Raw genomic sequence first — 12,083 nt, forward strand, 5'->3', positions numbered from 1 at the left:
TGGAATCAAATTTAGTGTATCGCTATATATAGTGAATGTAAATAGTAAGGAATACCATATGTGGAATAGAGTTCAAAAAATATTGAACAAGAAAAAAATTAGTATTTACAAGTTATCCAAGTTAACAGGACTGCCTTGGAGCACCATTAACAACTATAAAAATGGTTCAGAAATGTCATTTACCAATGCATGTAAGATTGCTGATGCTTTAGAAATCAGCTTAGACGATTTAAGAGAGGAAGAAAACTAATGGAAACGAAAAAAGATGTCATTGAATTACCAATTCCGACTAATACGCTAATTACTGTCGTGGATTCAATTATGCAAGAACGTGGCTATGTTCCAGCTGAGTCACTGGAAGGCAAAACAATCAAGATGAAAGAATTCTCGAAAAAGTATTGCGGAAGCAAGTCGGATAAATGGATAAGACTATTTATTTTTGACGAATTTCCAGAAACCAATATTAAAAATGGTGGCTGGGTGGTTAACCCACGTAAGACTGAAGAAGGAAGTCGGACGTTTATTTTTGAAAAGCCAGCACAAGAATGGCTAGACAAACACAGATGTGAAATAGATTGGAACGCGAAATTACCATGATTGAAAGGATATTGAAAAAATGGGCGTACTTTTTAAGCACTTATACAGACCTAGAGATACACACCAAGATGTCACTGACAATCTCGTTATTGCTAGTCATTGTTGGGTTGGTATTAACGATTTGTCTGCTATCACAACCGGAATTAATTCCCGGAACATAAAAAGAGCCCGACGCCAATCGGACTCAATAAAAAATAACTATTTCTAAGGAGATTATACCACTATGGATAAAGAATTAATAATTTTAGATAACCAAGAATATGGCATTGCTTATAGCACTGCTAAAATTGATTTTCCTGAATATCAATCACTTAAAGATAAAGTTGATCAAATTAATGATGAGTTTAGTCAATACGAAGTAACTCCTGACAACATGAAATCAGCCAAAGCTACTAGGGCACAGCTAAATAAACTTAAAAAGGCTTTAAATGACCGAAAAATAAGTATAGTCAACACAATTGATCAACCAGTTAATCAATTTAAGGGACAAATTAAAGAGTTGACAGATAGCATTAATCAAACATCAACACGCATTGGTGATCAGATTAAAGCATACGAAGACCATGCAAAACAACAAAAAGCAATGTCACTCAGACGTGATATTGAAAAGCGATGCCAAGCAGTAGGTGTTGACCCTAACAAAATTGAGGAAAATCCAAAATGGTTTAATCAAACGGCATCATATGTTGTTTTTGAAAACGAAGTACAAGCTCAAATTGAAAATCTAGTCAAAGAAAAAGAACAACTTGCTGAAAGTATAACGATAGTTAAAGAACGTGCTAAAGAGCTCGGTTTAGCATATCAACATTGGGCTGAATTACTAGAACACACAAATTTAAGCAGTGTATTAAGCCAAATGAGCAGTTATGCAGATGACATTAAAGCTGAAACAGAGCGTAATGAGAAAGCAAAAAAAGAAAAGCAAGCTCACATCGTCAATATGAATGGCAAGGCAGTTGATAAGACAACTGGCGAAATTGTGGACGATTATATCTCAGCATTACTGATTTTCGATAATTACAAAATCAAATTGAGTGCAAGTCGCTATCAATTCAAACAATTGTGGCAGTACATGAAAGATATGGGTATCAAGCGAGAACGAGTAATTGACAGTCGGAGGGATGCACAATGACGGAAGATAAAAAGAGTGTCTTTGCTACCTTATCGGAAATTGACGTTAGTCCTTATTTGGATAAAAAGGGCAGGTTAGATTATCTTAGCTGGGCGAATGCATGGAAACTTGTTAAGCGAGCATATCCAGATGCAAATTACAAAATTACAGAATTTCCTGAGTATGTCTTAACTAAAGATGGTTGGGTAGCAACAGGTAGGGATGTTGATTATCGGCAAACTGCTGCTGGATATGAAGTTGAAGCAGTAGTGACAATTGAGGGACAAGACTACAGCTCAAAGTTGTTTGTCATGGATTACCGCAACAAAGCTTTATCCAAAGCAACTTATTTCGACATTAATAAAACTCAACAACGAGCTTTAGTAAAGGCTTTAGCAATTGCAGGCTTAGGCTTAAGTGTCTATGCTGGCGAAGATTTACCAGAAGAGAAGAGCAATGGTCAAGTGTCTAAGCCACGACCAGTAAGGCAATCATCAGCAAAACCAAGCCAGCAAAGTACAAATAACTGGAGCAATTACACAGTTAACTACAACGGTCAAAACGTATTGATGAGCTTAGTAGTAAAGCATGCGATGGAAGGCAATCAGAATGCCAAAAATTTTGCTAACACCTTAAAAGGGCAGGATTTGGAAGCATTCCAGAAGCTCTCTGGAGGGAAGTAATCAAATGAAAGCAAAATGGCTATATAGCAAACATCCAATTGTCATTGATACTGACCTCGCAGTTGCATTAGGTTCAAATGGTGATAGAGAAGCAATGGTTTTGCAACAATTAAATTACTGGTTGCATTCAAACATAGCTAAAAAAATTGATGGCAGAATGTGGATTTACAACTCATTTGAAAATTGGCAAAAAGATAACTTTCCATGGTTATCGGTTCGAACTGTTAGAAGAATTTTTAACAATCTAGAGGAAAAAGGGATTGTTTTAACTGGAAATTTTAATAAAGCAGGATTTGATAAGACCAAATGGTACTCGATTGATGAAGATGCACTGAATGACTTAATGAGCAATGCATGTGGACAAAATGGCCGCTCGATAGTGACAAAATGTCCACATGGAGATGGACAAAATGACCAAACCAATACCAGAGACTACACAGAGACTACTACAGATAAAGATATAAATAGTTCCGCCAAGGCAGAACCAGCTATCTACAAGGAAGTAATTGACTATCTTAATGAGAAAGCAGGTACTAAGTACAAGTCATCATCTGCTGTCAACAGACGATTGATAGATGCACGAATTAAAGATGGGTATTCCCTAGATGATTTCAAAGTAGTCATCCAAAACAAGTGCGCAACTTGGTTCCATGATTCCAAGATGAGCAAGTACCTAAGACCTCAAACATTGTTTGGTACTAAGTTTGAAAGCTATCTTAACGAGAAAGTTACAGGTAGCAAGCCACATGTGGAAATCGCTCAGGAAGCTTTTGCTACTGGCGGTATAGAAGGTGTTAACGAAGAGGATTTGCCATTTTAGAAAGGAAGGTAACTATGTCAGGAATAACAAAGCAGACAGTTAATTTAATTCAACTGAGACGCAGAGAGACTGCTGAAACTTGTCCTAAACATCCAGACTGCCATCTTGTTTTTATCAAGGGATTAGATAGAGTTAAGCCATTCTGTGAGCAATGCCAACATGAACAAATTCAAGCTCAAGATCAACAGATGCAAAAAAATGTGATTATCAGAAGGTATCGAGGCTTCCTTAGGGATGCATCCCTAGTAGACCGCGCTGATGCTTTCAACTACACCTTTGACAACTTTTGGGGTGAAGCTGATGAAAAGGGCAATGCTACGCCGGAACAAACTGTTAAGCATAACGCAGGCACTATTGCAGCATTTTACTACAAATTTCCAGATAAAAATGGTAATAGCCTACTGTACGGTAATGCTGGTGCTGGCAAGACACATTTAGCGATGGCGATTCTTAATGCAATTAACGATCGGTCTGATCCAATGCAAAAATGCCTTTTTCTAAGCGTTAATAAATTAATGCGAGAAATGAAATATTGGTTCAGTGATAATACTGGTATCTGGTCACCTAGGCACGTGACCGATATTGTACACGAAGCTGATGTGGTGGTTCTGGACGATTTAGGCGCAGAGAGTGCTAATAATATGGCAAGTAGCTTTGTTCAGGATGCTATTTTCGACATCTACGAGAGCAATCAGCGTGTAATTACGACGACTAATTTAAGTATGGATGAATTATACCAGACCTACCATGAACGGGTCGTCAGCAGGATGCAGGAGGGGTACATGAGCCGTGTCATTGATTTTACGAAAATCGCCGACAAGCGATCACGAATATAAGTGGACTTCTGACTGGGACAGCATCTACTCAAAGATATGGCATGAACGAGCAGACCAGCAGTATGAATACGACTGTGAGCATGGTATTGGCGCATTCCAGCGCAAAGAAAAAGAGGAACTGCAAAAGGCACACACGTTCTTCGCTGATTTTGAAAATAAATATATGGAGGAGTAGCAATGACGAAAGTTAAAAAGTTATATCGCAAAAACAAAGCTGGCGAGTACGTGTTCCTTGGGCACGTGCCAGATAACTATCCGCTTGATGAAAACGAAAAATTCGAAGATGCAGAGGTAACCCAAAATGAAAGAAATAACTAAAAAAGCAGTTAGATTTACTGACCTTGATGGAAACATTGAACGTGAAGAAATGCTGGAAGATCTCTATCTAGCAGACACCGCTTTAGTTAATTTGGGGTCTAGCGAAGAGCCCAAGTATAAGCTAAAACATCGCATACGTTTTAGTTCGATGAACATATATGAGGTCAGCAAAGAAGACTATGACTGGTGCGTGGATTACTTAAACAGAAAGGTAACAAGAAATGGAAAAAATAACTAAAGATGCAATTCGTTTTACTGATGTAAATAGGAAACGCGATTATGAAGAACTAATTGAAAATCTAAATAGTATAGAAATTTATTCTAACGGACAATATGTAATCAATTTTAAACATGTACCTAATAAAAGTGGCATATTCGGTGATTCTCCTAAACCTTTTAAACAAACATATCATGTTTCCAAAAAAACATATGCTAAATGCGTTCAGATTTTAAAAGAGCGAATAAAAGACAAAAAAGTTAGTGAATGCGGGGTAACGAAAAATGACTAAAAAATGCTACCTAGTTTATTCAATTGAAGATGAAGATGGCGGTTTTGGCGACGCAGTTAGAACTACTAGCCCAATCCAAGTCTTTCTTGATAAGGAAAAGGCAGAAAAATATGTTAAAGAAAATGACAATCCTCATGTATACGATGTTCCTTATAGCGAGTTATATACAGGTGGCGTTGATATGGTGGAGCTGGATTTAATTTAAAAATGAAATTATTAATAATATTAATCGGCTTGTTAGGAGCAATTGCATGTATAACAGCGTTTATATGCTTCTATCTAAACCGCGAAAAATTAGGCCAGATATTCTTGGTAACGTTTTTTGTCTTAGCAATAGTAGCTGGCTTGCTTGAAAAGTATATGTGGTGGACTAGCTGGGGGTGGTAAAAATGACTGAAGAAAAAAGAATTATTAAGCATAACGGCAGATGCCTATATATAACAAAAAACTGGCGTGATAAAAAAGTTTTAGATGGAGGCTATGATAGTACAGGAGTATATGCGGGAGCTGAACCGATCCCTATGACAAAGCAGGAATTTATAAAATTAGCTACTAATGAAAATTTAGAACGATATGCAAGCACAATTTTGCATTGGTATGGAGCTCCAGATAAGGAAGCAATGGAAAAATTTTGGGATATGTATAGCAAGCCTGTGCCAGATAAAAAGTGGTACGTGAAAGTGCCGCACGCACATAAAACTTTCTATCACAAGTGGTTTGATAGCGATGTATTAGGTGCGCAATCAGTTCAGGGAGTAAATGACCAACTTAACAAATTGGATAACAGCTGTAAATTTACTGAAGCAGAAATTAAGAAGTATCACTTAGAAGATTGCGAGAAGGTGCCTGTTGATGGAAGTAGTAAATGACATGCTGGTTTTTGAAGACCAAGCGATAAAGATGTGGTGGGCAATACCACTAGATTATTTCTTTGGTACTGACGAAAAAGAAGGCAAGCTAGTGGTGTCATTCTTCATCGCTGACAATGGCTCATATGCTGAAGCGGTGGTTGACCAAGAAACGTACGACTTTGTTGATAAAACAATGGAGGTAACTAAAAATGGAAAATAATGATTGGAAAAACCAATTTGAACAACGAGCAAGTAAAGCAAGTTTTTGGGGTGGGATTTTAGTAATTGCTGTAATTGCCTATTTTATATGGCAAAGCAAAATAGCTTTGTTTGCCACACTATGCTCAGCGTTTTTCTTTATCGAAAATATAGTATTTGCTTACTATTCTTATAGAGAAAAGGAGAGCAAGAATGATTAACAGAGTAGTGCTTACGGGTCGCTTGACTCGTGATCCTGAATTGAAAACAACACAGAGTGGGGTGTCAGTATCAACGTTTACGCTTGCAGTTAATCGGCAATATACCAATTCTCAGGGTGAACGAGGAGCTGATTTTATCAGTTGTGTCATTTGGCGTAAGGCAGCCGAAAACTTCTGCAATTTTACATCCAAAGGCTCACTTGTTGGCGTTGATGGTCGAATTCAAACTAGATCATACGATGGCCAAAACGGGCAGAAGGTTTATGTGACTGAAGTTGTCGTTGATAACTTTTCATTATTGGAGTCGAAAAAGGATAGGCAGAATAACGCAAATACGGGGAATAACGGTTATAGTGGCAGTGGTAACAATACAAGCAACAGCAATAATAATGCTCCACAGGATCCATTTAGCGGTTCAGGAGACACGATTGATATAACAGACGATGATTTGCCATTCTAGGAGGAGAGTATGAATGTCAAATAAGAGTAAGCCTAGAATAGTTGAACATGACTTTACTAAGGGAATAAAAGTGACAGATCACTTCATTATGCGAGCACACGAACGCTTTGGATTAAGGGATTTACATGATAGTGCCAAAAATCATGATTATGTTACTGGATGGGTGCAGGAACTGTTAGAAAATTATGATGAAATAGAACGTAATCAGAATAATGATGATGTTCTGCTGGTTAAGTGCAGACAAATAATTGTTGTTTATCAACTCAGCAAAAGACAATGTTTAACATGCTGTCCAATCTCGTATAACAATTACACCAAGCAGTATGACACGCTTAAAACAGCAATAAAAAAACGTGAACTCAAATTAGATGATTTTACTGCAGAAAAAGTAAATGAAACTTTTATAAATATCTATTATCAAGAAGCCAGACGGTATGCTAAGGAACTTGCAGAATTACACGCTAAAATAGCTGCACTTTACCAGGTTCAAAGCAAGAGCAGTCACAATGTGGTAATCGATACCAAGCAGGAAACAATTAATCAAATAAACTCAATCATTTTTGAAATTGAAGATAAATTAATGAATATTCATAACGTGGTTTTTGAAGAGCAGGAAAGGAAGATTAATGTTTAGATGGAGCGTTGTTTGAAGTTTATCGTACCTGGGGAACCTAAAAGCAAAGCAAGACCACGATTTTCAAGACGGGATGGTCATGTAATCACCTACACTCCAGATGATACTCACGATTATGAAAATCAAGTCAGGTACAGTGCTCAACTGGCCAGAAGAGCGCACAACATAAATAAGCCAATATCGAAGGATATGGCTATTTCAATCAAAGTATTTTTTGGAATACCTACATCATATTCAAAAAAGCGTAAGGCAAGGTGTCTGAGTGGCGAAGAAAGACCAACTAAAAAGCCTGACAGTGACAATATTGCAAAGATTGTACTAGATGGGTTAAATCCTAAGATGAAAGTTAATCACGTATTGCACAAAGCTGTGTGCCTCAGCGAGGGGCTTTTTAGAGATGACAGACAAGTAGTCGATTTAAGTGTTGAAAAATGGTACGGAAAAGAGCCACAAGTTGAAGTAACAGCAGTGTGGCACGATGATAGCTAGGAGGGAGGTAAATATGCGATTACCTTATGATTTAATCCATCAACTGGAAGACAAGTTTGGATCTTTGGTGCTAGTTCCTGAAAGCAATCCGATTTTAAAGAAGCTTAGACAGTTGATCTTTGCAGCTGAAGAAGAAAGCAAGCGTATTTCGCAAATTAGTGATGATGAATTAATAGTGGATATGTTGAAAGAAGGTTATTCAAACGCTGAAGTTGCTCAAAAAATGGGTGTAACTTTCAAGAGAGCACATTTGTTAGCAGTTAAATGCCATATTAAAGCCAAGCCTAAATTTAAATATCAAGTAACAATTGCTAAAACTGGCCAGCTAATTTATTCAGGTAATTATCAAAATTTTAGCATCCTAATGCATCATCATTGTGATTATTACGAGCGAACAAAGCGATATCTTTACGAAGAGGGCTTTAAATTGGAGCGGTTACCAGAATTTATGCCATGGCGGAAATTAAATAAAGGAGATCAATATATCTCACATCGAAAGATTTGTGTAAAAAAGTAGGTTAGTGATAGATAATGATTGGAGTTGTACAGTTAGTTTTGTTTAAAAAAGCGAAATTAGATAAAGTCAAGACGGCACAAGCAGTTAAAGATTTTTTTGCGGAAGACTTTGGTCATTATCTTAATCTGGCCAACAAACATTTGAGTGATATATCTAGTCCAACACTTGATCCTAATAATATTGGCGGACATGATGGGCTTAATCATCAAGACGAGCGAATGACTGCTAATCTTGATGCTCAAGCTTGTGTAAGAGCAGTAGATCACACTATCAGCAGTTGCAGCCACATTAGTGGAACTATTCTTTATTTGTATTTTATTGAGCACTGGCCTAATGACCGAATTAGATCGAAATTGGGATATCAAAGTACTAGATTTAATGAGGTAAAAAATGATGCATGTGTTGAATTCGCTGAACGCTTTGATTACTGGCGGAAAGAAGATGGTTCATCCCTGGATGATCTGCGGGTGTTTGAGAATGAAGAAGTAGCAAACTAATTTTAATTGAAACTATATTATCTTATACTTTTTATGTGAAAAATTTTTCAATGTTAATAAATTTGCTAAAAATTGTAAAACTGTTAACTTTATGTTACAATCAATTATATCAATGATAAAGTAAATAATTTATTGACTAATATTTTTTAGTGTATTGTGAATTATCCCGATTCACAGAAAGGAATTTTAATGACAAATTTTTCAATTAATAAAGAATATGCTCCTAAAATAGTTGATGCTTACTTTAACCCAACCACTAAGGCAGTTCTCAAAAATATTATTTTTATGGGATATGGTGAAATTAATAAAATAGAAAAAAAGTCAGATACGTTTATTGGTAAGATTTTGACTTTGGATAATCACAGGAATAAAAATGTAATTACTGAACTAAAAAATTTAGCTATAGATTTTTTCCTTATCAAAGCTTGCCAGGAGGGAATGTTGCCTTTTGAAGCAAGTTATAAATCAAATTCTAAACGAACAGGTAAAAATTTGAGATTGATTTCGGCTGATGGAAAAGGTGTTTTAACTGTAAATCAAGTTACGACAAAGAATAACAGTAGTAGAGATGCAGTTTATAGAAAAAATATGAAGCATAAATTATTTTCCTCATTAAATTTTTGGGGAGAAGACTTGTCTTGCAAAGATTTTTCTGTGGTAGAATATTATTTTGAACTGACACATGGACATCAAAGCTCGAAACCAAAATTTGTTGTTTTAGGTATGCCTAATGATAAAACAGGTTGGATTGTTAAGGAAAACCTTGGTAGTCCATTTGTATATTACACTGATGCAGAGCAAAATGAAATTTCTACCGTTATGAATGAGCTATCTGATTTTGAAAAAAATGATTTCGTAGAATTTTTATCAGATATGGGAAAGACTGATTAAGGAAATAAATTATGGAAAGACTAGCGACAAGTAAAAATGCTATAGATGGCTCTCGAATTGCTTTTTTGAGAGAATTAAATGGTATGACATTAAAAGATGTTGCAGGTCGCTTGAATGTTACTTCATCTTATATATCACAATTAGAACATAATAAAAGAAATATCGATTTCACAACTATGGTCCAGTTATCTAAGCTATTTAATGTTTCGCGTAAATTTATAATAAATAATGCTGAATTGCCACATGTTAGTAAAACAAGATTTTTTAGAAAAAATTCGGTTGTTACTAAGAAAAAACAAGTTCAGGCTGTTCAAAAAGCACGACTATTTAGCTATTTGGAAGAACAGGTAAGTTCAGATTATAGTTTACATTACTTTTCTCTTCCTAAGTATGCTAATTTTGAAAATAATTTTAAAATGTTGCCATACAACTATATAGATTCCATTGTGGATTCAATTAGAAAAAGTTTTAATTTTGGCAACGGGCCTATATCTAATATGACACTATTAGTCGAAAAATTGGGTATAAGAGTTTCTTTTGTTGATTTAGAAGATGAAGGTATTGATGCGATAACTGTAAAAAATGATGAAAAGTTTTACATACTGATAAATTCAAGGGACTCGTCAAGTGTTCGAATGCGATTTAACATTGCTCATGAATTAGGACATATATTTATGCATTCTAATTATTTAGAAAATAATATTAATAATAGTAGTAATTATAAAAGAATAGAAGCTGAAGCAAATCATTTTGCTAGTGCACTATTGATGCCCGAAGATGGGTTAGCAATCGATATGTATTTTACTAATATGGAACATTTAAAACTTTTAAAAAGACATTGGTTAGTGTCAATACAAGCTTTAATCTATAGGGGGCATGAAATTGGTTTAATAACAGATCAGCAGGCTTTATTTTTGAGACAAACCATTTCTAGAAATCATTGGAGATATAGTGAACCGGGTGATGATAAAATTCCAATTGAAAAACCAACTTTTTTATTGAGCGCTTTGAAATTTTCAGATACTGATGAAAAAAAATATATTCATGATTTATCCAATAATACTGGAATTCCTTATAATCAAGTATGTTATTATCTTAGTCTTGATATAAAAGATGACACACATATAATTAATCAATATCATGGACCACATCTAGTTTAAAAGCATCCCCAAATGGGATGCTTTTTTGAAATTGAGAATTAAATACATAACTAAGTAAGCGTACAAATAGGATTTTTAAAAAAGCGGTCATTGAGCGACATAAGAGCGGTCAAAGAGCGACAGTCAAGCGGTCATAATCTATTGTATTATGGTATTGTCAAAAAGTTGGGATAATTCCTAATAGCTATTAAGACCGTCCGAAACGACGTTAAACTAATGCGTGAGTTTTAAAAATTATTTTTACTCATTCAACTTAAAAAACTTTCTTGTGTGTTGCGGTAATGGTTGTAAGCAGGTTCGATTCCTACTACTGCAATAGTCTGCGATGACCTATGATTAATCGTTAAAGCTACCATTAATAGATTAGTAATTATGCTAACCAATGGACAAATAGCTCAGTCGGTAGAGCAGAAGAGTGAAGCTCCTTGTGCAGTTTCAATTCCGCTTTTGTTCACTATATTTTATATTCATCAATAAAAGCTGGCTAAAAGCGTCGGCTTTTTGTATTATTGCTTTGAGGTGAATATAATGAATTTTGGTACTGTTGCAGATTGGGTAAGTAGTGCATTATCTTTTTTTGCTATCATCTTTGCTTACTGGCAAATTTGTCAACAAAAAAAGCAAATGCTTGAACAAATACGAGAGTATGAAAATGACAGGAAAAGAGAAAAAGAGCTTGAAGAATTGCACAATAGACCATTTTTTTCTTTGGAAAAAAATGACAAACTTACTTATGGCATGAATGTTGTGTGGACAAATATAGAATATATCGAAAAACTTACTGAATGTTTTGATAAAATATACACATTAAAAGAAAAACTATGGTGTTACCAGGTTAAGGAAAAAGGATATATGTATGAATTGAAAAACATTTCAAAAAATTCAGCAATCAATTTAACTTTAGCTGTTACTTATATTGATAGCTCTTCGATAGAAAAAAGCATAACTAGCAAAGATGTTATAACTCTAAACAGTGGAGCAGAACAAAGTGATTCCTTTACTTTTATGACACCGACTATGATTGAAGAAGGAAAAAAGGCAATGTGGAACTGGGATAAAAAAATTTCTGTTTATTTTGCCACAGTTGATCAAAAATGGTATCGTCAGGACTGGACGGAGAAAAAATATGAAAAAGTAAAAAACGGTTTTGCTAGTTCCAAAATAGAATATCAAGGGATTCAGCAGGTTGATGCTACAGAAGTTCCTATAAAAAATGATTCCGGTTCCTATTCGCTTGAAATTAAAGGTTAAAGATAAAATGCGGTTAACAGCCGTATTTTTTTATGCACAA

The 12,083-nt window shown here is 35.2% G+C and carries 21 protein-coding genes; all 21 read left to right on the forward strand.

Annotation, left to right across the window (positions count from 1 at the left end):
• Window positions 1-58: 58 nt before the first annotated feature.
• The 21 genes from ACYIAQ_RS01800 (at window position 59) to ACYIAQ_RS01900 (ending at window position 12,043) form a co-directional block, all read left to right on the forward strand.
• Window positions 59-250 (forward strand): helix-turn-helix domain-containing protein, encoded by a 192-nt coding sequence (locus tag ACYIAQ_RS01800; RefSeq protein ID WP_483562358.1) that lies wholly within the window; start codon window positions 59-61, stop codon window positions 248-250.
• A complete protein-coding gene (locus tag ACYIAQ_RS01805; RefSeq protein WP_483562359.1) occupies window positions 250-597 on the forward strand; it encodes a DUF771 domain-containing protein in 348 nt (115 codons plus the stop codon). The genes ACYIAQ_RS01800 and ACYIAQ_RS01805 overlap by 1 nt, the downstream gene beginning before the upstream one ends.
• 223 nt (window positions 598-820) lie before the next feature.
• Window positions 821-1,729: a DUF1351 domain-containing protein gene (locus ACYIAQ_RS01810; RefSeq protein ID WP_483562360.1), complete on the forward strand. Its 909-nt coding sequence runs from the start codon at window positions 821-823 to the stop codon at window positions 1,727-1,729.
• The gene (locus ACYIAQ_RS01815; protein ID WP_483562361.1) at window positions 1,726-2,391 is read left to right on the forward strand and encodes a Sak single strand annealing protein; all 666 of its coding nucleotides are present in this window, start codon (window positions 1,726-1,728) and stop codon (window positions 2,389-2,391) included. Before ACYIAQ_RS01810 ends, ACYIAQ_RS01815 begins: the two co-directional genes overlap by 4 nt.
• A 4-nt stretch (window positions 2,392-2,395) precedes the next feature.
• Window positions 2,396-3,211 (forward strand): conserved phage C-terminal domain-containing protein, encoded by an 816-nt coding sequence (locus ACYIAQ_RS01820; RefSeq protein WP_483562362.1) that lies wholly within the window; start codon window positions 2,396-2,398, stop codon window positions 3,209-3,211.
• Window positions 3,212-3,225: 14 nt separating this feature from the next.
• Window positions 3,226-4,047, forward strand: a complete 822-nt coding sequence (locus ACYIAQ_RS01825) for an ATP-binding protein (protein WP_483562363.1) — start codon at window positions 3,226-3,228, stop codon at window positions 4,045-4,047.
• Window positions 4,048-4,224: 177 nt separating this feature from the next.
• A complete protein-coding gene (locus ACYIAQ_RS01830) occupies window positions 4,225-4,365 on the forward strand; it encodes a hypothetical protein (RefSeq protein ID WP_483562364.1) in 141 nt (46 codons plus the stop codon).
• Entirely contained in the window at window positions 4,349-4,603 is a 255-nt protein-coding gene (locus ACYIAQ_RS01835; RefSeq protein ID WP_483562365.1) for a hypothetical protein, read from the forward strand. The genes ACYIAQ_RS01830 and ACYIAQ_RS01835 overlap by 17 nt, the downstream gene beginning before the upstream one ends.
• Window positions 4,587-4,874, forward strand: a complete 288-nt coding sequence (locus ACYIAQ_RS01840; protein ID WP_483562366.1) for a hypothetical protein — start codon at window positions 4,587-4,589, stop codon at window positions 4,872-4,874. The genes ACYIAQ_RS01835 and ACYIAQ_RS01840 overlap by 17 nt, the downstream gene beginning before the upstream one ends.
• On the forward strand, window positions 4,867-5,079 hold the full coding sequence (locus tag ACYIAQ_RS01845; RefSeq protein ID WP_483562367.1) for a hypothetical protein: 213 nt from the start codon (window positions 4,867-4,869) through the stop codon (window positions 5,077-5,079). The genes ACYIAQ_RS01840 and ACYIAQ_RS01845 overlap by 8 nt, the downstream gene beginning before the upstream one ends.
• Window positions 5,080-5,263: 184 nt before the next feature.
• On the forward strand, window positions 5,264-5,743 hold the full coding sequence (locus tag ACYIAQ_RS01850; RefSeq protein ID WP_483562368.1) for a hypothetical protein: 480 nt from the start codon (window positions 5,264-5,266) through the stop codon (window positions 5,741-5,743).
• On the forward strand, window positions 5,727-5,945 hold the full coding sequence (locus tag ACYIAQ_RS01855) for a hypothetical protein (protein WP_483562369.1): 219 nt from the start codon (window positions 5,727-5,729) through the stop codon (window positions 5,943-5,945). Before ACYIAQ_RS01850 ends, ACYIAQ_RS01855 begins: the two co-directional genes overlap by 17 nt.
• Entirely contained in the window at window positions 5,935-6,144 is a 210-nt protein-coding gene (locus ACYIAQ_RS01860; RefSeq protein ID WP_483562370.1) for a hypothetical protein, read from the forward strand. Before ACYIAQ_RS01855 ends, ACYIAQ_RS01860 begins: the two co-directional genes overlap by 11 nt.
• Window positions 6,137-6,604, forward strand: coding sequence for a single-stranded DNA-binding protein (gene ssb / locus ACYIAQ_RS01865; protein ID WP_483562371.1), 468 nt, complete (start codon window positions 6,137-6,139; stop codon window positions 6,602-6,604). Before ACYIAQ_RS01860 ends, ssb begins: the two co-directional genes overlap by 8 nt.
• 13 nt (window positions 6,605-6,617) lie before the next feature.
• Window positions 6,618-7,238: a hypothetical protein gene (locus ACYIAQ_RS01870; RefSeq protein ID WP_483562372.1), complete on the forward strand. Its 621-nt coding sequence runs from the start codon at window positions 6,618-6,620 to the stop codon at window positions 7,236-7,238.
• Window positions 7,239-7,727, forward strand: a complete 489-nt coding sequence (locus tag ACYIAQ_RS01875; RefSeq protein ID WP_483562373.1) for a RusA family crossover junction endodeoxyribonuclease — start codon at window positions 7,239-7,241, stop codon at window positions 7,725-7,727.
• A 13-nt stretch (window positions 7,728-7,740) separates the two neighbouring features.
• On the forward strand, window positions 7,741-8,244 hold the full coding sequence (locus tag ACYIAQ_RS01880; RefSeq protein ID WP_483562374.1) for a hypothetical protein: 504 nt from the start codon (window positions 7,741-7,743) through the stop codon (window positions 8,242-8,244).
• 14 nt (window positions 8,245-8,258) lie between these two features.
• Window positions 8,259-8,741 carry an ArpU family phage packaging/lysis transcriptional regulator gene (locus ACYIAQ_RS01885; protein WP_483562375.1) on the forward strand — a complete coding sequence of 161 codons (483 nt, stop codon included), beginning with the start codon at window positions 8,259-8,261 and terminating at the stop codon, window positions 8,739-8,741.
• A 189-nt stretch (window positions 8,742-8,930) separates the two neighbouring features.
• Entirely contained in the window at window positions 8,931-9,632 is a 702-nt protein-coding gene (locus ACYIAQ_RS01890) for a hypothetical protein (protein ID WP_483562376.1), read from the forward strand.
• An 11-nt stretch (window positions 9,633-9,643) separates the two neighbouring features.
• The gene (locus tag ACYIAQ_RS01895; RefSeq protein ID WP_483562377.1) at window positions 9,644-10,792 is read left to right on the forward strand and encodes a helix-turn-helix domain-containing protein; all 1,149 of its coding nucleotides are present in this window, start codon (window positions 9,644-9,646) and stop codon (window positions 10,790-10,792) included.
• A gap of 528 nt (window positions 10,793-11,320) precedes the next feature.
• Entirely contained in the window at window positions 11,321-12,043 is a 723-nt protein-coding gene (locus ACYIAQ_RS01900; RefSeq protein WP_483562378.1) for a hypothetical protein, read from the forward strand.
• Window positions 12,044-12,083 lie beyond the last annotated feature (40 nt).

The organism is Lactobacillus sp. X-49, from assembly GCF_057063645.1.

Bases quoted from the DNA above. Each gene is read 5' to 3' on its own strand.
- ACYIAQ_RS01800 (WP_483562358.1), top strand. From the start codon at position 59: ATGTGGAATAGAGTTCAAAAAATATTGAACAAGAAAAAAATTAGTATT.
- ACYIAQ_RS01805 (WP_483562359.1), top strand. From the start codon at position 250: ATGGAAACGAAAAAAGATGTCATTGAATTACCAATTCCGACTAATACG.
- ACYIAQ_RS01810 (WP_483562360.1), top strand. From the start codon at position 821: ATGGATAAAGAATTAATAATTTTAGATAACCAAGAATATGGCATTGCT.
- ACYIAQ_RS01815 (WP_483562361.1), top strand. From the start codon at position 1,726: ATGACGGAAGATAAAAAGAGTGTCTTTGCTACCTTATCGGAAATTGAC.
- ACYIAQ_RS01820 (WP_483562362.1), top strand. From the start codon at position 2,396: ATGAAAGCAAAATGGCTATATAGCAAACATCCAATTGTCATTGATACT.
- ACYIAQ_RS01825 (WP_483562363.1), top strand. From the start codon at position 3,226: ATGTCAGGAATAACAAAGCAGACAGTTAATTTAATTCAACTGAGACGC.
- ACYIAQ_RS01830 (WP_483562364.1), top strand. From the start codon at position 4,225: ATGACGAAAGTTAAAAAGTTATATCGCAAAAACAAAGCTGGCGAGTAC.
- ACYIAQ_RS01835 (WP_483562365.1), top strand. From the start codon at position 4,349: ATGAAAGAAATAACTAAAAAAGCAGTTAGATTTACTGACCTTGATGGA.
- ACYIAQ_RS01840 (WP_483562366.1), top strand. From the start codon at position 4,587: ATGGAAAAAATAACTAAAGATGCAATTCGTTTTACTGATGTAAATAGG.
- ACYIAQ_RS01845 (WP_483562367.1), top strand. From the start codon at position 4,867: ATGACTAAAAAATGCTACCTAGTTTATTCAATTGAAGATGAAGATGGC.
- ACYIAQ_RS01850 (WP_483562368.1), top strand. From the start codon at position 5,264: ATGACTGAAGAAAAAAGAATTATTAAGCATAACGGCAGATGCCTATAT.
- ACYIAQ_RS01855 (WP_483562369.1), top strand. From the start codon at position 5,727: ATGGAAGTAGTAAATGACATGCTGGTTTTTGAAGACCAAGCGATAAAG.
- ACYIAQ_RS01860 (WP_483562370.1), top strand. From the start codon at position 5,935: ATGGAAAATAATGATTGGAAAAACCAATTTGAACAACGAGCAAGTAAA.
- ssb (WP_483562371.1), top strand. From the start codon at position 6,137: ATGATTAACAGAGTAGTGCTTACGGGTCGCTTGACTCGTGATCCTGAA.
- ACYIAQ_RS01870 (WP_483562372.1), top strand. From the start codon at position 6,618: ATGTCAAATAAGAGTAAGCCTAGAATAGTTGAACATGACTTTACTAAG.
- ACYIAQ_RS01875 (WP_483562373.1), top strand. From the start codon at position 7,239: ATGGAGCGTTGTTTGAAGTTTATCGTACCTGGGGAACCTAAAAGCAAA.
- ACYIAQ_RS01880 (WP_483562374.1), top strand. From the start codon at position 7,741: ATGCGATTACCTTATGATTTAATCCATCAACTGGAAGACAAGTTTGGA.
- ACYIAQ_RS01885 (WP_483562375.1), top strand. From the start codon at position 8,259: ATGATTGGAGTTGTACAGTTAGTTTTGTTTAAAAAAGCGAAATTAGAT.
- ACYIAQ_RS01890 (WP_483562376.1), top strand. From the start codon at position 8,931: ATGACAAATTTTTCAATTAATAAAGAATATGCTCCTAAAATAGTTGAT.
- ACYIAQ_RS01895 (WP_483562377.1), top strand. From the start codon at position 9,644: ATGGAAAGACTAGCGACAAGTAAAAATGCTATAGATGGCTCTCGAATT.
- ACYIAQ_RS01900 (WP_483562378.1), top strand. From the start codon at position 11,321: ATGAATTTTGGTACTGTTGCAGATTGGGTAAGTAGTGCATTATCTTTT.